The organism is Pseudoalteromonas sp. SG43-5 (assembly GCF_014164345.1).
In the GTDB taxonomy this organism is placed as follows: Bacteria; Pseudomonadota; Gammaproteobacteria; order Enterobacterales; family Alteromonadaceae; genus Pseudoalteromonas; species Pseudoalteromonas distincta.
In genome coordinates this window covers 1-22,006 of sequence record NZ_JACJFA010000032.1, presented here as the reverse complement: position 1 = coordinate 22,006, position 22,006 = coordinate 1, and the positions used below count along the sequence as shown (strand labels likewise).

General features: G+C 40.8%; 18 protein-coding genes. 3 read left to right on the top strand and 15 right to left on the bottom strand.

Translation table 11 applies throughout. From position 1 onward, the window contains the following. Positions 1–166: 166 nt before the first annotated feature. The 14 genes from H5161_RS19280 to H5161_RS19215 all read right to left on the bottom strand — a co-directional run bounded on the left by H5161_RS19280 (position 167) and on the right by H5161_RS19215 (position 14,193). Complete coding sequence (locus H5161_RS19280) at positions 167–1,003, bottom strand: flagellin domain-containing protein (RefSeq protein ID WP_182769889.1); 837 nt, start codon at positions 1,001–1,003, stop codon at positions 167–169. Positions 1,004–1,302: 299 nt separating this feature from the next. After that, entirely contained in the window at positions 1,303–2,577 is a 1,275-nt protein-coding gene (gene flgL, locus H5161_RS19275; protein WP_182769888.1) for a flagellar hook-associated protein FlgL, read from the bottom strand. 2 nt (positions 2,578–2,579) lie between these two features. Continuing rightward, the gene (gene flgK / locus H5161_RS19270) at positions 2,580–4,583 is read right to left on the bottom strand and encodes a flagellar hook-associated protein FlgK (protein WP_182769887.1); all 2,004 of its coding nucleotides are present in this window, start codon (positions 4,581–4,583) and stop codon (positions 2,580–2,582) included. A 1-nt stretch (position 4,584) separates the two neighbouring features. Then, complete coding sequence (flgJ, locus tag H5161_RS19265; protein ID WP_182769886.1) at positions 4,585–5,601, bottom strand: flagellar assembly peptidoglycan hydrolase FlgJ; 1,017 nt, start codon at positions 5,599–5,601, stop codon at positions 4,585–4,587. Positions 5,602–5,767: 166 nt separating this feature from the next. Beyond that, entirely contained in the window at positions 5,768–6,862 is a 1,095-nt protein-coding gene (locus H5161_RS19260; RefSeq protein ID WP_182769885.1) for a flagellar basal body P-ring protein FlgI, read from the bottom strand. 11 nt (positions 6,863–6,873) lie between these two features. Continuing rightward, the gene (gene flgH, locus H5161_RS19255; protein ID WP_010553251.1) at positions 6,874–7,557 is read right to left on the bottom strand and encodes a flagellar basal body L-ring protein FlgH; all 684 of its coding nucleotides are present in this window, start codon (positions 7,555–7,557) and stop codon (positions 6,874–6,876) included. A 16-nt stretch (positions 7,558–7,573) separates the two neighbouring features. Further along, the gene (gene flgG, locus H5161_RS19250; protein WP_002959420.1) at positions 7,574–8,362 is read right to left on the bottom strand and encodes a flagellar basal-body rod protein FlgG; all 789 of its coding nucleotides are present in this window, start codon (positions 8,360–8,362) and stop codon (positions 7,574–7,576) included. A gap of 21 nt (positions 8,363–8,383) precedes the next feature. Next, the gene (locus tag H5161_RS19245) at positions 8,384–9,127 is read right to left on the bottom strand and encodes a flagellar basal body rod protein FlgF (protein WP_182769884.1); all 744 of its coding nucleotides are present in this window, start codon (positions 9,125–9,127) and stop codon (positions 8,384–8,386) included. 157 nt (positions 9,128–9,284) lie between these two features. After that, on the bottom strand, positions 9,285–10,667 hold the full coding sequence (flgE, locus tag H5161_RS19240) for a flagellar hook protein FlgE (RefSeq protein ID WP_182769883.1): 1,383 nt from the start codon (positions 10,665–10,667) through the stop codon (positions 9,285–9,287). 58 nt (positions 10,668–10,725) lie between these two features. Continuing rightward, positions 10,726–11,406 (bottom strand): flagellar hook assembly protein FlgD, encoded by a 681-nt coding sequence (locus H5161_RS19235; RefSeq protein ID WP_039484684.1) that lies wholly within the window; start codon positions 11,404–11,406, stop codon positions 10,726–10,728. A 13-nt stretch (positions 11,407–11,419) separates the two neighbouring features. After that, positions 11,420–11,851: a flagellar basal body rod protein FlgC gene (gene flgC, locus H5161_RS19230; protein ID WP_002959429.1), complete on the bottom strand. Its 432-nt coding sequence runs from the start codon at positions 11,849–11,851 to the stop codon at positions 11,420–11,422. Positions 11,852–11,856: 5 nt separating this feature from the next. Continuing rightward, positions 11,857–12,264, bottom strand: coding sequence for a flagellar basal body rod protein FlgB (gene flgB, locus H5161_RS19225; RefSeq protein WP_002959431.1), 408 nt, complete (start codon positions 12,262–12,264; stop codon positions 11,857–11,859). Between the two features lie 145 nt (positions 12,265–12,409). Then, positions 12,410–13,240 (bottom strand): protein-glutamate O-methyltransferase CheR, encoded by an 831-nt coding sequence (locus H5161_RS19220; protein WP_039484688.1) that lies wholly within the window; start codon positions 13,238–13,240, stop codon positions 12,410–12,412. A gap of 20 nt (positions 13,241–13,260) precedes the next feature. Beyond that, the gene (locus H5161_RS19215) at positions 13,261–14,193 is read right to left on the bottom strand and encodes a chemotaxis protein CheV (protein WP_002959434.1); all 933 of its coding nucleotides are present in this window, start codon (positions 14,191–14,193) and stop codon (positions 13,261–13,263) included. A gap of 140 nt (positions 14,194–14,333) precedes the next feature. Between H5161_RS19215 and flgA the strand changes: the two genes are divergently transcribed. The 3 genes from flgA (at position 14,334) to flgN (ending at position 15,862) form a co-directional block, all read left to right on the top strand. Further along, positions 14,334–15,041, top strand: coding sequence for a flagellar basal body P-ring formation chaperone FlgA (gene flgA / locus H5161_RS19210; RefSeq protein WP_182769882.1), 708 nt, complete (start codon positions 14,334–14,336; stop codon positions 15,039–15,041). Between the two features lie 76 nt (positions 15,042–15,117). Next, positions 15,118–15,438 carry a flagellar biosynthesis anti-sigma factor FlgM gene (gene flgM / locus H5161_RS19205; protein WP_002959436.1) on the top strand — a complete coding sequence of 107 codons (321 nt, stop codon included), beginning with the start codon at positions 15,118–15,120 and terminating at the stop codon, positions 15,436–15,438. Next, positions 15,431–15,862: a flagellar protein FlgN gene (gene flgN / locus H5161_RS19200; RefSeq protein WP_024595784.1), complete on the top strand. Its 432-nt coding sequence runs from the start codon at positions 15,431–15,433 to the stop codon at positions 15,860–15,862. The genes flgM and flgN overlap by 8 nt, the downstream gene beginning before the upstream one ends. A gap of 91 nt (positions 15,863–15,953) precedes the next feature. Here the strand turns inward: flgN and H5161_RS19195 are convergent, their stop codons facing one another. Continuing rightward, on the bottom strand, positions 15,954–21,959 hold the full coding sequence (locus H5161_RS19195) for an Ig-like domain-containing protein (RefSeq protein ID WP_220493581.1): 6,006 nt from the start codon (positions 21,957–21,959) through the stop codon (positions 15,954–15,956). Positions 21,960–22,006: the final 47 nt, after the last annotated feature.

Sequence of the window (22,006 nt, the reverse complement as noted above, 5' to 3'; positions counted from 1 at the left end):
CAAGCGCACAGGGCGTGCATCTGTGAAAGTGTTATGGCAAGGATGGCTTAAGTTACAAGCCATCCTGGAAGGCTACGATTTAGCAAAATCTCTTGAGTCAGACTTGTGATCAAGAGACAGCTTAATAAAGTGCGTTTATATATCTAGTTATTAGTTGAACTAACAATTAACCGCCTAACAAGCTGATTGCTGCTTGTGGAATTTGGTTTGCTTGCGAAAGTATTGACGTACCCGCTTGTTGTAGTATTTGGTTTTTAGTCATTTGTGCAGTTTCGGTTGCAAAATCAGTATCTTGAATTCGGCTACGAGATGCGGATACATTCTCTTGAATGTTAGCTAAGTTGCTAATAGTGTGCCCGAAGCGATTTTGTACTGCACCAAGACCAGCTCTTAAATCATCAATCTTTGCAATTGCTATGTCAATTAGTCCGACAGCAGCATCAGGATCACCTGTTCCTGTTGTGTCTCCAATATCAACAGCATCAACACCAAGTGTAGCTGCATCTATATTTGCTAATGTAACTGTAATCTTATCATTAACAGTAACATTTGCACCTACTTGAAAGCTAACGGCAGTAAGACTTCCATTAAGTAATTGTTGATTACCAAATGAAGTCGTTTCTGCTATCCGCGTTAGCTCACTTTTTAATGCAGCAGTTTCTTTTTGTAAAGCATCTCTATCTACCTGCGAATTTGAACCATTGGCAGATTGAAGTGCTAACTCACGCATACGTTGCAAAATACTTGTCGATTCTTGCATCGCGCCTTCGGCAGTTTGCGCCATTGAAATACCATCGTTCGCATTTCGCTGCGCTACCGCTAAGCCATTTATTTGCGATGTTAAGCGGTTTGAAATTTGTAGGCCTGCGGCATCATCTTTTGCGCTATTGATACGCATACCAGAAGCTAGGCGCTCCATTGACGTTGCTAAGCCTTCGCCAGATCTTGTTAGGTTACGTTGTGCGTTTAGTGACGACACATTAGTATTTACTGTTAATGCCATTTTACCATCTCCTAGGTTTAAACAGAGTGTGGTTCAACACGATTTAACAGGAACCACTGTTCGATAATTTCTTATAATAAGAAAAGCATTTACTGTGCCAACTTTAATTTATTTTTAAGTAACTGTTTTTAAATGTAAATTAATAAATTCTTGGGGTTGTAAATAATTAGTGAAGTTATTTAGAAGGGGGTGACATTTTTTTGCCGCGGTTTTGTAGCCAATTTTTGCCGCAAAGTATTGCCGCTTTAAAGTAGGTTAAGCGGCAAGGTATTTCTGCTTACAATCTGCTCATAACTTGCTTATAAGTAATCGAATAATGAAAGGTTAGTTAAACGGCCAAAAGTTGCTTGCGATGCTTGCAGTGCCGTTTCTTGTTTAGTCAGTTCGCTAATAGCTTCTGCCATATCAACTTCAACTAAGTTAGAGCGATTACTTTTATTTTGAATGTCGAGTGCTAAGTTAGAATCGCTTACTCTTTCAAGTACGTTCATACGCCCGCCTAAACTTGCTTGGGTAAACACCACTTGCTCACTGGCATTTTGTAATTGCACTAAGCCATCAGCAAGTACTTGCTGAAAGTCTTCACCTTCAAGTGTGCCATCGTTAAGGCCGGTAATAAGTGCTTGCAATGTATTAAGTACGTTTTCTTTATGTGGTTTTTCAAGACTAAAATCGAGTTGGCCTGGAGCATTGCCCTCAAATTGAATTTTCATACCTGCAAATTCAATTGTATCATCTGTAACTTCACCAGTTTGAGGAGGGGTAAGCGACACACCATCTTGTAAAATTTCGTATGTATCAGGATCGTTTACTGTCACACCTGCGGTTGTAACTACACTAAAAGTATTTGCTGTAGGTGAAACTGGAGTCGTTGGATCGGCATTGTAATTTGCTTGATGAAACTTATCGAACTCGGCTTGGCCATCAACATAAACAGTGCCATTAGTAATATTATTGGTCGGTGTTGTTGTTGGTATGTCTGCTTTATTATCGAGTACATTTAATCTGGCATCTGTTTTTTCAAACGTATCAAAGCCGTTATCACTCGCTTTAATTGATACACCTTCAGCTATAGTTATTTGGTGCTGGCCTTGGTCGCCATTATAGGTGTACTCACCCGCTGCAGAATCAAACTGATAAGGCTGCGTACTGTCTTGGTATCCTGAAAATATAAATTTACCGTCTTCTGATCGGGTGTTCATTAAGTTAGCTAACGTTTGTTGAATGCCGCTAAGTTCTGATGCAAACGTCTTTAAATCATCTTTAGTATAAACACCATTACCCGCCTGAATAGTGAGCTCTTGCGCTTGTTGAATATTACTATTTATACTTTGTAATACGCTTTCTTCTGTTTCTAGACGGCCATTTAGCTGATCGATATTTTTAGTGTATTGCTCATTCGTTTGTATTTTATTTGAATACAGCATAGCTTGCGAAATAGCAGCTGGCGCTTCTGAGGTGGTTAAATACTTTTCACCTGTTGTTACTCGCTCTTGAGCATTTGCAACACCTTGTTGGTTGTCGAGTATTTTATTTATGTTGTTTTGGTACATTAAATTATTTGATAAACGCATAATTACCTCGCCGCATTTAATAAGGTGTCAAAAATTTCTTGAGCTGCTGCTAAAACTTGTGCTGATGCTGAATATGATTGTTGAAAACGCAGTAAATTTGCGGCCTCTTCATCAAGGTTTACACCCGATAACGACTCGTACCATGCCTCAGATTGCTGTGCTAGAGCATCAAATGCAGCGCCACTTGTGATTGCTTGGCCAGTTACAACACCTATATCACTCACCAATCCTGAATAAGCTTGGTTGAACGTTTTATGGTTGTCGGCCGTTGCTGTTGTTTCTACATTTAAACGGACTAACTCACCATTTTGTAAATCAGCTAATTTTAAACCATTACGGTTATCATCAAAGCCGCCTTCGTTAAACTCAAGTGTAAAGGTGTCGCCTGTTGCTGGTGTACCTTCTATATCAAAATCGAATCCGTAGGTATCAAATGGAGCACCCGCTTGCGATAACATTCCTTTTGCAGGAGGCGTAATAGTAAAAGTACTCGTTCCGCTATTATCAGTAATTTGATATTCGTTAGCATTATCTGTTTTAACAAGTGTTATTTCACCGTTTGTTAAGCCTGGTGCTGAAGTAAAACCCCCAGAGATAACGCTTGTTACTTCTCCCGCTGAAATAGTAGCGGTACCTATATTATTTAAATCGTTAGCAGTACGGATTGGCGATGCTAGTGCTAAATCTTCCGCGCGCCCTGTTGCAAGCGTAATACTTGAAGCAGCATCTGAATTAAGCTTTATTTGAAATTGATCACCCTCAACACCTGCCCCAGATACATTTACTTGAAGACCAAATGATTCGCCTGAGGTAATAGTCGATGAATCAATAACACCTGTCGATATATCAGCAAGTGAAGGCTGCCCCAGCGGATCGCCTTTGTTATCTATAGGCTGAATACTTACTTCGTTGGCATTGCCTGTATAGGTAATAATAAAGTCACTGGCAGGAAGTTCACTGCCTTTACCGGGCTCTACCGTTGCAGTCATACCAGCAGTGCCCGTGTTAGCTTGATACGCATATGCGCCAACGGTAGGTATATTAAAAATATTACCCCCTAGCTGACCTGTTGCATCCATACCGAGTTTGTTTTGTTCGTTAAATGCATCAGCAATAGCTAAGCCCATTTGGCCAATTTGGTTTTGCGCGGGGACTAATATGTCATCTCTAAAAGCAAGTAAGCCGCCAATTTTGCCTTTAAGCTTACTTACATCAACTTCAAGCGGCACAGCTTTGCCACCATTAACGTCAAGCGTGAATTCTTTAAAATTAGGATCAGGATCCCCTGTCATCGAAAATAAGTTAAATGCGCCATTTTGCATAACAACTGCTTCGCCTGTGCCCATAAAAACAAGTTTTTCGCCATTTGGACCATCAAGCGTTTCTATGTCTATTAGCTCTGATAAGTCGCGTATTGCTTTATCGCGTTCGTTATAGGTAGAGCTGGCATCTGCGGCGTTATTAGTGCCATTAACGGCTGCAATATTTTGATTTAGCGTACTAATGCTTTGAATGAGTGAGTTTGCCTCATCTGAAAATATTTCGAGCTGCTCGTTTACTATACTTTTTTGATCAAGCACGATGCCCGAAAGCCTATCCATTTGATCAATTAAGCTTTGCGCATCTGTCATTACTAATGAGCGGGCAACAGTAGATGAGGGCTGATTTAGCGCTTCTTGCACATTATTAAATAAAGAGTTAATACCAGTCGAAAGGTTGTTCGACTCTTCAGAAAAAATAGTATCAACTCGATTAGCCTCAGTAATAAACTGATCGAAAAACGATTTATTAGAGGTGTCACGATTTAGCTGTGACTGAGCAAACTCGTTTAATAATCGGTATGTTTCGCCTCGCCCTACTTGGTTGTCAACCATAGTAGTAAACTCTGTACGCTCACGAACATAGCCTTCTGTATTAACATTGGCGATATTTTTACTTGTCGTTTGCAGTAGCTCCGAGCTTGCTCTAACCCCAGAACTGGCAATGTTTAATAAATTAAACGACATGTTACTCTACTCCTTGGCGGATCACGTTTGCCGCAATGTCTTTTAGCTGACTGCTATTGAGCACTTGTTTTATTTTGTTGGCATAATTTGGGTCGGTTGCATAACCTGCTTTTTGTAATGAATCTAAAAAGTCGTTTGGTTTAGCTGTATTTTGTAATGCTTCTTTGTAGCGTGGGTTTTGCGTTAAAAAATCAACGAAGTCGTTCACGCTATCTTTAATTGAATCGTAGGCTCTAAAGCTGGCTTGTTTTTTAACGGGTGTACCTTGCTCAAACTCAAGCGTTATTTTGCTTGCTTTATCGCCTTCCCAGCTTTTATCTGACTTAATATTAAATAAGTTATTTGAGCTGCCACCGTCATTTTTATTAATAATGTGCTTACCCCAACCGGTTTCAAGTGCCGCTTGTGCAACCATTACCGCAGGATTTAAACCAATTTTTTGCGCTGCCGTTTTAGCGTGTTCCCACACTGAACTTACAAACTCTTCTGCATTTTTAAATGTTGGGCTATCGGTTTTAGTCTCTGCAGTATCGACTTTAGGCTCAGCAATATCGGCTTTAGTACTCTTAACGATAAGATCGGGTTGCTTATTTTTTTGCTCATGAGGAAGAGCGGAACCGACTTGAGTATCGCTAAAAATATCGTTGGTTGTTCTAAGCACCGAGCCTGGCATAAAGTTTTTAGACTCAGGCGATAACTGCTGAACTATTAAATCGGCAAGGCCTAACGAGCCATTTGATGAAAGCTCTGTTGAAAGTTGCTGATCGTGCATTTCTTCAAAAAACTTTACGCCACTTGAATTAAATGGGCTGTCTTTGTCTTCAAATGCTTCGTTAGCTTTGCGCATTCCTTTGAGCAACATTTGCGTAAAAATAGCTTCAAATTGTGCGGCCGCTTTTTTGAGCGCAGCTTTAGAGGCATCAGTTGATGCATCGCCGCTCGTTAAGGCTTCTTTACGAAGTGAATCTAAGTTGCCTAAATCAAAAAAGTTTTGTTTATCGAGGTGATTAGTTTCCATCGGCTTTTTGACACAAAATGAATAATGCAGTTAAAAATGCAAAAATTGAGCCACTACAGATAAAACAAGGAAGATAAAAATAATAAACTTAAGTTGCTGTAAATAAAAAGCCCTAATTTCAAAAATATAGGGCTTAAGTAATACGTTATTTATTGGCTTGGGTTATTTATATAACAACCAACTGTCCGTTAATTGCGCCGGCTTCTTTTAGTGCTTCTAAAATAGCCATTAAGTCACCAGGCGCTGCGCCAACTTCGTTAATTGCGCGAACTAAATCGTCAAGGCTTACACCTGGATTAAATACAAAGGCGCGCGAGTCATCTTGATTTACATCAATAATGCTCTGCTGCGTGACAACAGTATCACCGTTTGCTAGCGGGTTTGGTTGTGACACGTTTTGTTGTTCTGCAATTGTTACTGTTAAGCCACCGTGAGTTATAGCCGCAGGCTGAAGCTTAACGTTTTTACCAATCACAATTGTACCTGTGCGTGAGTTAACTATAATTTTAGCGGCCATGTCAGCTGGTTTAAATTCTAAGTTTTCGAGTGTTGATAAGTACGATACACGCTGGGATGCGTCGCGTGGAGCTATAACACGAATAGAAACAGAATCAATTGCCTGTGCGCTATTTGGGCCAACTAAGTCATTAATTGTTTTTTCTAGGCGTTTTGCCGTTGTAAAGTCTGGGCGGTTTAAATTAAAAGTAATGTAATCGCCTTGCATAAACGGGCTTTCTACTGTGCGTTCAACTGTTGCACCATTTGGTATACGACCAACTGTAGGGGTGTTAATTACAACTCTACTACCATCAAGGCCTTGTGCGCCTAAGCCACCGACAATTAAACTACCTTGTGCAATTGCGTACACGTTACCGTCTACACCTTTTAAAAAAGTTTGTAGTAAAGTACCGCCACGTAAGCTGCCTGCACTACCAATAGAAGAAACCGTAATATCGATTGCTTGCCCAGGCTTTCTAAATGCAGGTAGTTCTGCATGCACCGCCACAGCGGCAACATTTTTAATTTTAGGACTTTGAGTTGAAGGTAGCGTAATACCAAAGCTGTTCAACATGCCTCTAAAACTTTGTTGTGTGTATGAGTTTTGCTCGCCAGTGCCTGGTAAACCAACCACTAAGCCATAACCAACTAATTGGTTAGAGCGTACGCCTTCAACCATAGACACATCTTTTATGCGCTCAGCACTGGCAGTAAACTGCCAACCTAATAACACAACTAAACATAAAGCTTTAAGGCTATTCATGTTGTTACCCTCTAAAATGGAAACAGCGAACTGCTAAAGAAACGTGTAAGCCAACCAGGACTTTGCGCTTCTTGCGTTTGCCCTTTACCTGAGTATTGAATACGTGCATTAGCAATGCGGTTTGATTCAACCGTATTATCGGCGCTTACGTCTTGAGGGCGTACTAGCCCTTCTAAACGAATAAACTCTTCACCGGTATTAAGCGTTAGCCATTTTTCGCCGCGAATAACTAAGTTACCATTAGGTAAAACGCGCATTACATTAACCGAAATATCGCCCACTAAGCTGTTTGACTGGTTTGATTTTGAATCGCCCGTAAACGACGAATCGCTACCAATGCCAAACTGAATACTATCGCCACCTATATTTACAGGTAGACCACCTAAGCCAATCACTGGGTCTAAGCTTGCGTCAGTTTCTTTGTCTGTTTCTGTTTTAGCGGCTTTTGTTGCTTGAGTAGACTCTTGCAATTTAACCGTAATTATATCGCCAGTACGTAGCGCTTTTTTATCAGAATATAAGTCGTTTGATGTATGAGTATTAAACAATGAACCTGTGGCTACCAGCGGCTCTAAAATAGGCTCGGGGTACATAGGTGCGTAGTAAGGGTCGTCCTGCACTACTTCACTATTTTGCGTAGACATACAGCCACTTAAAAATAATGTGCCCGCTGTAAATAAAATAATATTACGCATAATTCCCCCTACTCTATTAAAGCTGTTGATTGATATAACTCATCATTTCGTCAACGGCCGAAATTACTTTTGAGTTCATTTCGTAAATACGCTGAGTTTCTATTAGATTTACTAGCTCTTCAGTTACATTTACGTTTGAAGTTTCGAGTGAGCCTTGAATAATGCTACCTAACCCTTCAACACCCGGGTTACCTTGTACCGGCGCACCACTTACAGCCGTTTCGGTATAAAGGTTTTGACCAATTGGCTCAAGACCCGATGGATTAATAAAGTCACTAATAGTCAGCTGACCAATTACAACGTTATCGGCTTGGCCTGCAACACGTACAGATACTTCGCCGTCTTGCGAAACCGTAATTGATTGCGCGTCATCTGGTACATTCATTTCTGGCTGAATAACGTAACCTGCGCCCGATGTCACAATTCGTCCATCGCCATCGGTAGTAAACTGACCATTGCGCGAGTAAGCAATATTGCCATCTGGTTGCAGTACTTCAAAAAAACCTTCGCCAGAAATCATCCAATCTAGTGAGTTTTCGGTGGTCAACATGTTGCCTTGCGTAAACTCTTTTTGGTTAGCTACAACTTTAGCACCCGCACCTAACATTAAGCCCGACGGCATTTCGGTATCTTGCGATGAACGACCACCTGGTTGATTAATATTTTGATAAAGTAAATCTTCAAATATAGCGCGGCTTTTTTTGTAACCTACGGTACTGGCATTCGCTAAATTATTTGAGATAACCGATATATCGGTTTGTTGAGCGTCTAGCCCCGTTTTACTGATCCACAATGCTGGATTCATAATCGTGTCCTCACTTTAAAGTTAAACTATGCGTAATAACTGATCTTGACGCTCGTCAATTTCTTCAGCTGTTTTCATTAATTTCACTTGTAATTCAAATTGGCGCTGGTGGCTTATCATGTCGACCATTTCGTGAACCGGATTCACATTCGACATTTCAAGCGAACCACTTAAAACTTTTACATTGGCAGAGGTATCTACTGTTACATTTGCTTTTGGTCTAAATAAACCATCGTTACCTTTTTCGAGCTGTGAGCTATTTGCTTCTACCACTCTAAGCGTATCTATTTCTTCTAAAAAGTTAGCGGGAGCACCCTCTGGTCGAACTTGAATAGCGCCATCTTGACTAAACCCTATTTTTTCGACTGGGACGGGTAAAATAACAGGTCCCCCTTCGCCAATAACTTGACGACCGTGGCTGGTTACGAGCATGCCTTGAGCAGTAATGTTTAACGTACCCACTTTTGTGTAAGCTTCATTACCGGAGGCATCTTGCACAGCAAGCCATGCGTTATCGCTCATCGCGATATCTAAGTCGCGCCCAGTTTGAACAATGCCACCCGATACCATGTTAGAACCCGGACGCTCTTGCATTGAAAATACACGGGTAGGCAAACCTTCGCCAAACGCTTGCATAGAACGCGCTTGCGCAAAGTCGGCTTTAAATCCTGTTGTATTTGCATTCGCCAAATTATTGGCTTTAAGCGCAAGCCCTTGTAGGCTTTGCTTAGCGCCAGAGGCCGCAATGTAGACCATTTTGTCCATAGTATCGACTCACATAAAAAATCTCTGAACTTATAAATGCAAAATAGGTGCCAGATTAAATTTGACACAACATTGAGAGGTATTTAGAAGGGCTTACAAAGAGGACTTATAAAAAAGGCTGCAAAAATGCAGCCTAATATATTTAATGAGGTTTAGCTTATCGAATCTGCAAAATACTTTGCTGAATAGTTGAGTTAACTTCAAGCGCACGTGAGTTTGCTTGGTAATTACGCTGTGCAGTAATTAAGTCTACAAGCTCAGTGGTTAAATTGGTGTTTGATTGCTCAAGTGCAGAGGAATTGATCGATCCTAAAGTACCTGACCCTGGCTCGCCTGCAATAGGCTCACCCGACGTTAAGCTTTTTTTCCACGCAGTATCGCCAACTTGCTGCAGCCCCTGTGAGTTTGAAAAACGTACCATAGCGACTTGGCCTAAAAATGATGTATCACCATTACTGTATGACGCAACAATTTTACCATCAGTACCAATATCAATGCCGGCTAAACGGCCAACCGTTGCTCCATCTTGCTCAAGCGCTTTCACCTCAAAATTACTAGCATATTGAGTAGGGACTTTATTCGCTGTACCTGCTTCATCACGCCAATTAACCTCAATATCAGCAGGAAAACTCGCACCATTACTTAATAAATCTGATAAACCAGCTAAGCCACTAGCTGCGTCACCACCAGTAATTGATATTGAATCAAATGTATTTGCTGCATTATCCAGGGCAGGATCCCCTGTTGTAGAAGGAATACCGCTTGAGTCGAATCCAAAAGTAGTCAAAGGCGCATAAGGGGTGCTTCCGTCCTGAAGTACACCGTCAGCTCCAAAACTATCTCCATCAAGGGTTGTGTAAACATCCCATTTATTAGCGTTCTCAGCCACTGTTGCATCATCTCTTTTCACAAAAAAGAACTGCAAAACATGAGGTTCGCCTAGTGAATCATAAACAGTTGTTGAAGTTGATGAATTATAAGTAGCACTTTCATCAGGGTTAAATTCAAGTGAAGGTGATTCTACTCGTGAATCTAAATTAAATGAGCTATACACACTTGTTGTTGCACGCGGAGAGCCTGATGAATCAGGAATTTGCAAAGCTGATGAAGTGCTTAGGCTTACTGATGTTGTATTACCTGTTGCTTCGTCAACGGGGAAGCCTTGCAAGAAATTTCCTTTAGCATCAACTATGAAATTATCTTGGTTTAACTTAAATGCACCTGCCCGTGTGTATGTTAAATCTTGCGAAGATAAATCGTCTGTCATCGCAAAATAACCTTCACCAGTGATTGCTAAATCAAGTGAGTTATTTGTAAATTGTAGTGAGCCTTGATGAAACTGTTGTGCAACCATTGTCGCTTGTACACCATCACCATTTTTAGTCTTACCAGAGCTAAATACTGATGAAGCGTAAACATCGGCAAACTCAGCGCGCGACTCTTTAAAGCCTGTTGTATTTACGTTTGCAATATTATTTGCAGTTACGTCTAAATCTTTTTGTGCGGCAGCTAGGCCGGTTAATGCAATATTAAAGCTCATAATTCACCTCTAACCTGTTAATCTGTGGCCTGCTGGCAGGCAAGAAATATTAAATTTGTTACGCGATTTCTGCAATGTCGGTTAACCTAACCGCACCTTCTTTAGTGTTCACAATGATGCCGCTTGAGCCGTTAATGTTTACACTTTCAATATTTTTGAAAGTTGCAATAGGCAAGCTAGAAAACTGGCCATTGGTACTACCTTGTGCCGATAATGTGTATTCCCCTTCAGGTAAACGCTCACCGCTTTCATTATTACCATCCCAAGCGAAGCGAACCGCGCCCGCAGGCTGAGAACCCATATCAATTGTTCTCACTAGCTGTCCTGAAGCATCAGTTACACTAAGTGTTAAGCTTTCAACTGCACTTTCAGCAACGATAGACCCTTTAGCATCACCTGATTCATTTAAATCAACAGTATTTGACTCTAGTAAAGCCTGCTTGCCAACAAGCGTTGAAGCTTGCAGGGCTGAGTTTGATGTCATCGAAGTAGCCAACGTATCAAAATTTGAATTCAAATCACTGATACCTTGCGCCATCGTAAAGCTAGTCATTTGCGCAATCATTTGATCGTTATCCGCAGGGTTACTGGGATCTTGATACGATAATTGCTGAGTTAACAAAGAAAAAAAGTCTTCTTGCGTTAACGCATCACTCTCATTGTCGCTGGTCGCTACTTGCGATTCTTGCCAACGCAAAGAGTCTAAATAGGATGAAGATGTACTAATATCGTTACTCATAACCTACCCTCGGTTACCGCTGCCCTAGCAACAGTGTTTTACTTAGCATTTGCTTAGCTGCATCAGCAACTTGCACGTTTGTTTGGTAAGAACGAGAGGCAGAAATCATATTTGCCATCTCCTCTACAACATTAACGTTGGGTTTATAGATATAGCCATTTTCATCCGCACTTGGATGGTTTGGGTTATATTCAATTTGCAATGGCGCATCGCTTTCAACAATGCCCAAAACTTTAACACCAACTGCGGAGCCCTGCTGGTTACTTACTGATGCTGAAGCCTTTGTTAGCTCAGCCGCAAATACAGGTTGGCGCGCTCGGTACGTTTTGTCTTGAGATGAACTAATGGTATTAGCATTAGAAATATTACTAGCTGTGGTATTTAAGCGAACGTTTTGTGCGCTCATACCCGAACCTGCAATATCGAAAACATTATATAAACTCATAATTTTTATCCTTGACTACCGAGAGCTTTATTCAGGCCTTTAAATTTGCCACTTAAAAATTGCAAGCTGGCCTGATACTCCATAGCATTCTGTGTATACAAGTTTCGTTCCACTTGTATATCAACCGAGTTACCATCACCAGTATCTGATTGATTTGGCAAACGAAATGATTCTGAACTGCCCATACTATGAGTACCTCCACCAATGTGTTTATCATTAGTTCTTACCATAGTATTGCCGCTTTGCTGAGTTGACCTTGCCGCTTTTAATGCAGAGGCAAAATCAATATCTTTTGCTTTATAGCCAGGCGTATCAGCGTTAGCTATATTAGTTGCAATTAATTCTGCTCGCTGTGAACGGATCAACATGGCTTGCGGATGCACACCTAATGCTTTATCAAAACTGATAGCCATAACCTTCTCCAAAAAATTGACTTACCCATTAATAAAGCAAAAAATAAGCCATTAATATTAGGGCTTGCTATATTTTTATAAGGCTATGTATCTAAATAGAAAAACGACGCTAGGTGCGTCGTTTTAGGGAAGGGAGTTAGCTTAATTACTTCTTTTGGTAAATAATACCAGGGTTGCACCTAACCATATCAAACTCAGTACTTAGGCCAGTTAGGGACTCTGACGCGCCTAAAAATAGGTAACCGTTTGGATTTAACGCTTGTGCAAACTGGTTAATAATTTTAGCTTTTATTTCAGGCGCAAAATAAATTAGTACATTTCGGCAAAAAATAATATCAAACTTGCCCATTAACGCGTAAGAATCAAGCAGATTTAAATGCCTAAAACTAACTTGTTTTTTTATTGTATCGTTTACTTGTGCCATACCGTTACCGCTGTCTTTAAAAAACTTTTTACGACGCTCTGCAGATAACCCTCTGGCGAGTGCCAGCGCGTCATACTCTGCATTTTTACACATATCAAGCATGGTATTAGATATGTCGGTACCGATAATTTGTGCCCCCATACGAAGCACACCTGGTTGCTTAGCACTAAATTCAGCAACCGACATAGCTATTGAATAAGGTTCTTGGCCTGACGAACTGGCAGCAGACCAAATTTTTAAAGGCCTTCTTAAATCTTTAAATTCAGGGAAAAGCTTGTTTTGGAGTAACTCAAATGGGTATTGATCTCTAAACCACAAAGTTTCGTTGGTGGTCATTGCATCAACCACAGCGGCTCTTAATTGCCGCTCGTGAGGCCCGAGAGTTTTACTAACCAATTCCGATAAAGATCCCACATTAAATCGAGTCATTAACGGAGCAAGTCGGCTTTTAACTAAATACTGTTTATTTTCACCTAAAACAATGCCGCATTGCTGCTCTAAAAACGAACGAAACTGGTCGTATTCACTTTGCTGCAAATCTTTATTATTCAAGTTAGTAGCACCTATTTTTGTTAATCACAATGAACCCACTTTTTAACCGCTGTTGCTAATTCATCTGGGTTAAATTTAGCAATAAAGTCATCTGCCCCTACTTTTTCAATCATCGCTTGGTTAAAAACACCACTCAAAGAGGTATGCAAAATAACATGCAAAGGTGCAAGTTTGGGATCTGCTTTTATTTCAGCTGTTAAGGTATAGCCGTCCATTTCAGGCATTTCAACGTCTGAGATAAGTAATGCTACTCGCTCTGTAATATCATTTTTACAATCAAGCTCTGCTATTTCTTTAAGCCTAATTAAAGCTTCCTTACCATTTTTAGCAAGCTCTGTTTGAACACCTAGCGGCTCTAAGGCTCGTTTAACTTGATTACGGGCAACAGCAGAGTCATCTGCAATAAATACGATACGTTCGCCTAAATCTCTTTGAATATCGCCACTTTGTGCAACTTCAGCACTTACTTCTGTGTTTACTGGACAAATTTCGTTGAGTATTTTTTCTACATCGAGAATCTCGACTAATTCATTTTCGATTTCGGTCACTGCCGTTAAATATGAATAACGTCCGGCGCCTGATGGCGGTGGCATTATTTTTTCCCAATTCATATTTACAATACGTTCAACTCCGCCCACTAAAAACCCTTGCACAGAGCGATTGTATTCAGCAATGATTATAAAGCTGTCTTTAATGTTGTCGATTGGGCGCCCACCTACAGCCATTGATAAATCAATAACCGAAATGGTTTGACCACGAATATGTGCAACACCACGAATATACGGATTAGATTTTGGCATGCTTGTTAGTGGAGGGCATTGCAGCACTTCTCTCACTTTAAATACATTAATACCAAAACGCTGACGCCCTCTGAGCTTAAATAAAAGTAATTCTAGGCGGTTCTGCCCAACCAACTGTGTGCGTTGGTTTACTGAGTCTAAAATGCCTGCCATTCAAATCTCCTAAAGAAAACAAATAATACGGAACGATAATTGCTTTCTATTTATAAAGCTACATAACATCGCGGGTGCGTCTACTTTTTGACGCAAAATATTTATACCCTGTTTGAAACCATAAGCATAGTCGAAACATTATGAGTTTGTTAAAAAAAATCAGAAGATACAGTGTTTTTTATTTTGTTACTAGCTTGTGCTTTGTATTCCCTTTGCAAGCTAAAGTGTTTAGTAAAGATTTATTACAAGACATGGCCGTTGCTTACATAGCTAAGCAAGTTGGTACATTACAAAATACTAATACTCAATTAAGTGCTCTGCCTTTAGACAGTCGCATTCCTGATCGTGTCTGTAATACAGAGCTTGAATTATCAACATCCGATGAGCCACCATTTAACCGCCAAGTAACCTTACAAGCCAAGTGCAATGATGCGCAAACGTGGGCTCAATACGTTCATGTAAGAGTTGTTGAAATGGCCCCAGTTGTTGTTGCCACTGCTAATTTAACTCGTGGTGAAGTAATAACTAAATCGCATTTAAGTATTGAAATGAAACCAACTCACTTTGTACGAATTCAGTACTTAGATGACCCTACAATGCTAATAGGCAGCAGAAGTAAACGAAATATTAGAAGTGGTATGCCAGTATTACTAAACCAAATTTGTATGGTGTGTAAAGGTGACTCTGTTAATATTTACGCTAATCTCAGAGGCCTTAGAATTAAAACCACAGGTATTGCTTTAGAAGACGGTACTTTGGGCGAACAGATACAAATAAAAAACAAAAAATCAGGTAAAGTTTTAAATGCGCGAGTAGATGGTGTAGAGTCTGTTCAAGTGAATATTTAATTTAGATTTATACTAAAGTATCCCACGTATATGCCGATAACATGGCATAAGTTGGGTAATATACGGGTTTATTATTATGGTTAATCAAGTTAATGGCAGTAATCAACAAGCTAATGCGCTTACAAATGCAAAGCAGCAACAAGTTGATTTAAAAAAAGATAACGCAAATACACAAGCTGCTCAGGCCCCTTCGCCTAAAGCTGCTAGTGATTCTGTAAGTTTAACGCCGCAGGCACAGCAATTAAAAACGCTTCAAGATAAAGCGCAGCAATCGCCTGGCTTTGACAGCGATAAAGTTGCTGAGCTAAAAAAAGCAATAACTGAAGGTAAATACCAAGTGGATAGTGAAAAGCTTGCTAAAAACTTAGCTGATTTTGAGTTTAACGTGTATGGCTGATCATAATAGTTTAATTAGCGTAAAACTAAACCAACAAGTAAGTTGTTTAGATTCTTTGCATACGCTATTAAACGATGAGCTTACTGCTATTGCCTCACGACGTGGTGCTGGTTTAAAAGAAATTGCCCAACAAAAAATGTCTTTTTTAACTAAGTTAAGCACTCTTGATAAAGAGCTAAGTAAGCTAATTGCTAGTAACGACTCACAAAATCCTGAAATATCTGAGCTAATAAGCCAAGTTAAAACTCAACTTGCACAATGCCAAAAACAAAATAACGTTAATGCTCATGCTGCCCGCCAAGCTCAACTAAGTGTTAAACAATTAAAAGAGATATTAATTGGCGCACCAACGTCAATGACCTACGATCAAGCCGGTAAATCTGTAAATACCGAGAGTAAACTGGTTCGTAATTTAAAAGCGTAAGCCCAAAATTTGACATTAAATTTCGTTATAAATAATATCAATTTTCTTAATAATGTAAGCCCCCTTAATAATTAAGAGGGCTTTATTGAGATTAAATATCCGTTTGATTATTACTACTTTCAATTAAGTGTTTAATCATCTCTTCCGATTGATTTTGTACATCAACCGCAGGCGCTGCTGCATCAATGCTTCCCCCACTTTGAGCTGGAGTATAAGCAATTGCAGAGCCTTCTTCATCAAGTAGATTATTTAAAGCAACTAACTGCTCTGTTTCAGAGTCAATTATTACATCGTTTATGCTTAGTGGTTCTGCTTCACTAACTCCTACCACCTGTTCTGGCGTGCTTGCTATTGTTCCTACATTTGCTAAATTAATGGTTTCGGTGTTTAACACTTCATCACCTTGCGTATCACCCAATGCTGACTCTTCGCTAAATGACGCTGGCATAATGTCGCCAGCACCTGAGCCTGATTCAGAGGTGTAAATATTGCCGGACTGCTCTACCTCGTCACCCGTATTTTTAATCAAGTAGTTTCCGACTTCATCAACAGTAACAAAATAATATTGCTCCCCTCCACCAATGTTTAGGTTGGCTAAGTTTAAAAACCCTCCCCAATCTCCATTGCTATCTGAAGTAAAGCTGCTTGAAAGTTCTAATACATCTAAATCTAGACCGAGTAAGTCAATGCCTAATAACGAAGAGCCAATAATGTATACTTCAGTATCTGGCTCTGTTGTCCCTTCAACTGATGGGAGTACAATACCTAATATTCCTGAACTAAAATCAGTAACCTCAAAACCTATTGGCGTGGTATCAATAACCAATCCAGATATACTACCGCTTGAAGTTGTATTACCTGATGTATCAGTTGCTACGGCTGTTACTGTGTACTCCCCATCAGCTAAGTCAGTATTAGCTGTAGCACTCCATACACCCGATGCATTAACAGTTTTTATTAATACAATACTTTCAGTTGGACCATTAAAGGTAACAGTTACAGACTCACCTGGAGCGGCAGTCCCCGTAACAAGCGGTGTTTGATCTGCGGTTAGCTCTAACCCCGAGTCAATTGTAATACCTGAGTCAATTGCGCTACTTGATGATTGCGTACCGATATTACCTGCACCATCAGCAATGCTTACATCTACGCTGTAGTTGCCCTCAGGAAGTACTTCTGCTGATGTCACACTCCACGTCCCATCAGCTCCAACTGTTGTTTGAACATTGTGAGTGGCACCAGCTGAATCAGTAAACATAACTATAACCGCTGCACCTGCAAAGCTTCCAGTAACTGACCCCGTAACAGTAGGCGTTGTATCTTGCCCTACCAATATTGGATCTATGACTACAGTTGGCGCTGTGTAGTCTGTGCTTGAAACCATAGTATCGCTTGATGAGTTACCCGCAGCATCACTCACTGTCGCAGTAGCACTAAAACCACTTTCACTAAGCGCGGTGGTAGCTGTTACTGACCATGTGCCATTTCCTGAAACTTGAGCGGTAATAGTTTGTGAATCGTTATTAGCATCAGTAATAACAACACTCACATTTGTACCTGCTGGTGCATCACTTATACCTGTTATAGTCGGTAGCGGGTTATTGGTTACAGATAATTGATCAACTTCAACTGTTGGTGGTGTTAAATCAATTATTCCACCAAGACTTGTAGAGCTTGAAAGCCCTAAGTCTTCAACTGTAGCACTTACAGTAAAGGCGCCTTCAGCTAATGGTGTTGTAGGTATTAGAGTCCACATACCTGCTATAGCCGTTGTATTATAAGTGGTAGCGGTACCGTCACTGTCAGTAATAACGACTTCTACATTACCGTTTATTACATCGGTAGTACCACTAATAGTAGGGGTTGTATCGCTTGTATCTATTATTGGATTGATTAGTAGGCTCGGTAAAGTGGTACTAACAGTGCCAGTTTGCGTTACTGTGGCTATATTTCCAGCATCATCAATACTAATAGCTTCTATGGTTAAATCGCCCTCAGCAAGTAAAGGGGTAACAACAAACCACGTGCCATCTCCTAATACCGTTGTGGTAACTTCATAAAGTGTGTTTGTAGAGTCGGTAACATTAACCGTAATTAAGCTACCTATTTCTTCGTCACTGGTGCCAGTAATAGTAGGCGTTAATGTATTAAGTACACCAAAGGCGTCTATTTCTAACGTTGGTGGAATGGTGTCTATAGTTACTTGTTCAATGACTGACTGCCCAGTATTACCTGCGGCATCAGTAATACTCGCATACACATCATAAACACCATCTGATAAGCTGGTGGTTACTAATGACCACGTGCCATCGCTACCAACTACAGCATCAAATACTGTTTCATCACCATTGCTACCAATAACTGTTACGTCAATGTCTGTACCGGGTGTTTCTTCCGATGTACCTGAAATTGTTAATATATCAGTGTTGCTAATGCTCAGTGGTAAAATTCCAACCACTGGCACTAGCGTATCAACGACGAATTCAAGCGTATCAGTAACTACGTTTTCTGCTTCATCTGTAATGCTTACATTAGCCACATGTTGCCCTTCAGTTAGTACATCTACCTCGAGTGAAAATAATCCAGCTGCATTAACCGTAGTGGTTAAAACTGAACCACCATCAAGTTGTATTTCAACAACACCATTAATTAAATCACTGGTACCTTGGATAATTGGCGTTGAATCCGATGTTGTACCAATAACCTGTAAGCCAAGTGTCGGCGATATTGTATCTACAACTCCGTCAAGTAGTTGCGTGGTAGTAATGCCGACCTCACTTAATACGTCAACTGTTATGCTAAATGTACCTTCAGCCAATGATTGAGGTACCTGTACTACCCACGTATTGTCATCTTGTACTATTGCAGTAAGCTCTTGTACTACATTTTCGCTATCTACCACTCTAACTAGCACTTCAGTGCCTGGTGCTTGGTCGGTCGTACCACTAATTATTGGTAAATCGCCTTCTCCAGTTGCAAAGTCAACCACCGCATTCAGTACTGGGGTTGAAGCGTCTACATCAGCCGTAGTTATAGTGGTTGTATTACCAGCATCATCAGTTGCAGAAGCTTCAACAACCGATAAGCCAATAACATTAACTGCTAGGCCTAATAGCTCCCAATCACCATTTGCATCTGTGGTTACATCGTATGTTAAATCGAGTAAATCACCTGCAAGCTCTAGAGTAACCGTAACGGTTTTACCTTCGCCCAAATCAGATGTACCAGATAAAGAAACCAACTGACCTAATAGGAAGGAAGGCACAATTGTTAGCTCTGGTCCCACAGTATCAACCTCACCACCGGTTTTATTGTCGACCGAAGTATTGCCCGCAGCATCGCTAATAGTTGCACTAACACTGTAAACCCCCTCTGCTAAAATATTATCAGCAGCCGCTTGCCAGTCTCCATTCACATCGGTTTGAACGGTCATTTGATGCGATGCACCAGCTGAGTCCGTAAACGTAACTAAAACGTTTGTATTTGGCTCGTTTGATGTGCCACTAATTAATGGAGTGCTATCTTGAGTTAGTATTAATGAACTTTGATTAATACTAATCTCTGGTGCAATGGTATCTATAGTTGCTGTATTTGTTGCGTCCCCGGTATTACCCGCGCTGTCAGTAACAAATACTTCAACTGAATAATCTCCTTGTGAAAGAGAATTACTTGCCTCTACAGACCATATACCACCCGTTTGAACAGTTGTATTTACAGTATGCTTATTCCCGAGTGCATCGGTAAATACCACAGCGACTGCATCACCTACCATGGCACCTGTCACACCTCCAGAAATACCCGGGGTTAGGTCTGTACTTCCAACAATATCGTTAATGGTCACAACAGGTGCTGTTATATCAACTTCCCCTGTAATACTTGTGTTTACAGGATTACCTGCAGTATCTGTTGTTGAAGCTAAAACCGTGTAAGTGCCCTCGCTCAACTCTGTACTTGCAGCGACTGACCATGTGCCATTTGCACCAACAGTAGCATTAACCGTTTGCTCTACACCTAAGCTATCTGTAATTAAAATAGCGACTATGGCGCCTTGTGGAGCTGTAGTTGTGCCTGAAATTGTTGGCGTTGTATCATTTGAAATTGTAAGCGGTGTAATATTAAGGGCTGGTGGAGTTAAATCGATAACACCGCTACCTGTTGTATTACTCGTTAAGCCTCCTTCAGTTACACTTGCCGAAACAGTAAATTCACCTTCAGGTAGAATATCTGTCGCATCAACACTCCAAATCCCACCTACCACAGTTGTAGTTACAGTATGTGAAACGTTATTAACGTCAGTTATAACAACCGTGATTTCTGTGTTATCTGCCGCACTACTTGTGCCTGATATTGCTGGTGTTTGATCGTTTGTATCAATAATTGTATTAATATTAATTGTAGGCGCATTGGTATTTAACATTGCGGTACTATTTGCAACTGATTCATTCCCTGCGGCATCAGTAACACTTGCAGAAACTGCAACTTCACCATCAGTCAGTGCATCTGTAATATCTACAGTCCAAGCACCACCTGCACCAACAACAGTTGTGTAAGTCTCGGTACTATCTGCATCGGTCACAGTTACTGTAATACTCGTGTTTTCAGGTTCATTGGATGTGCCTGAAATAGTTGGCGTGCTGTCATTAATTGTTCCTAATGCGTTTATAGTAATACTTGGTGCTTGAGTATCAATAAAGCTCGAGCCTGTATCCACACCTTGATTGCCAGCATCATCGGTAATACTTACCTCTACATCATAATTGCCATCAGGCAAGCTTGGCGCCGTAACTTGCCAATCGCCGTTAGCATCAACTATTGCGGTTAAAGTATGTATATCACCGTTGCTATCTGTAATAACTATATCGACCACCGTATCCTGTGGTTCAGTTGTAGTGCCACTTATAATTGGTGTCTCAGTGTTAAATACAGTTATATCATTAAGTACAATAACAGGTACTTGGGTATCAATTGTTAAATCAATTGTCGTGTTGCTGATATTATTAGCGTCATCGGTAACACTTACTTGAGCCGTATAATCACCATCAACAAGTGCTACGGGGACATCTACTTGCCAATTGCCATCAGTACCCACTGTTGCTGTTAGTGTTTGACCGCCGATAAGGATGGTTACATCAGCACCAATCTCATTACTCGTGCCTGAAATTGTAGGGGTTGTATCTATTGTCGCGTTAACTTCGTTCACAATTAATGTAGGAGCAACGCTATCTATTTCACCTTGAGCCTGCTGCGTTGTTAAATTACCAACACTGTCTCTAACCTCTGCAACAACAGTGTATTGACCTTGCGCTAGCTCTGCTGGTACAGCAACAGACCAGTCGCCATCGGCTTGAACTGTCGCAGTAAACGCTTGGCTTTCTCCTTCACTATCAGTCACGGTTATATTAATTACCGTGCCTTGCCCCATATCGGTGGTGCCGCTAATTACTGGCGTACTATCATTCGATAAAGCATCGACACTAACGGTTAGTTCTGGTGCTACGTTATCAAAATCAAGTGTATTGATTGTTCTGACATTACCAGCGGCATCCGTTGCACTGGCAGTCACATAGGCAAGGTTTAGTAAAGGTACTGTTATGTTTGCAAGCCCCCAGGTACCATCAGGATTTGTCGTTGCTGAATAAGTTGCGCCAACTAACCCACCAACTAGGTACTCTGTAATAGTGATTACAGAGCCTCCTGGTAAATCAGAATCCCCCGAAAGAGAAACTAAATTACCTAATAAAAACGATGGAATAATTTCAAGTTCAGGAGCAGTTACATCCACTTCGCCACTGTCAGTGCCGGTACCTCTGTTGCCTGCGGCATCGGTGATGCTGGCGCTAACGCTATAATTCCCTTCGGCTAATGTGCCTGTTGGTGTCGCACTCCAGTTACCATTGACATCGGTTTGTACATCAATGCTTTGAGTAGCATTTGTTGCATCTGTAAACGTCACCGTGATGGTGCTGTTAGGCGCATCACTGATGCCTGTCACTGTGGGCGTGCTGTCATTTGTTAATACTGGCGCATCTACACTCACACTTGGTGCTGTGGTATCAATGGTGCCGTTGCCGGTAATATCGGTGCTGTTACCTGCCACATCGCTAATACTTGCTTCGATGCTATATGGTCCTTCTGCCAAGGCAG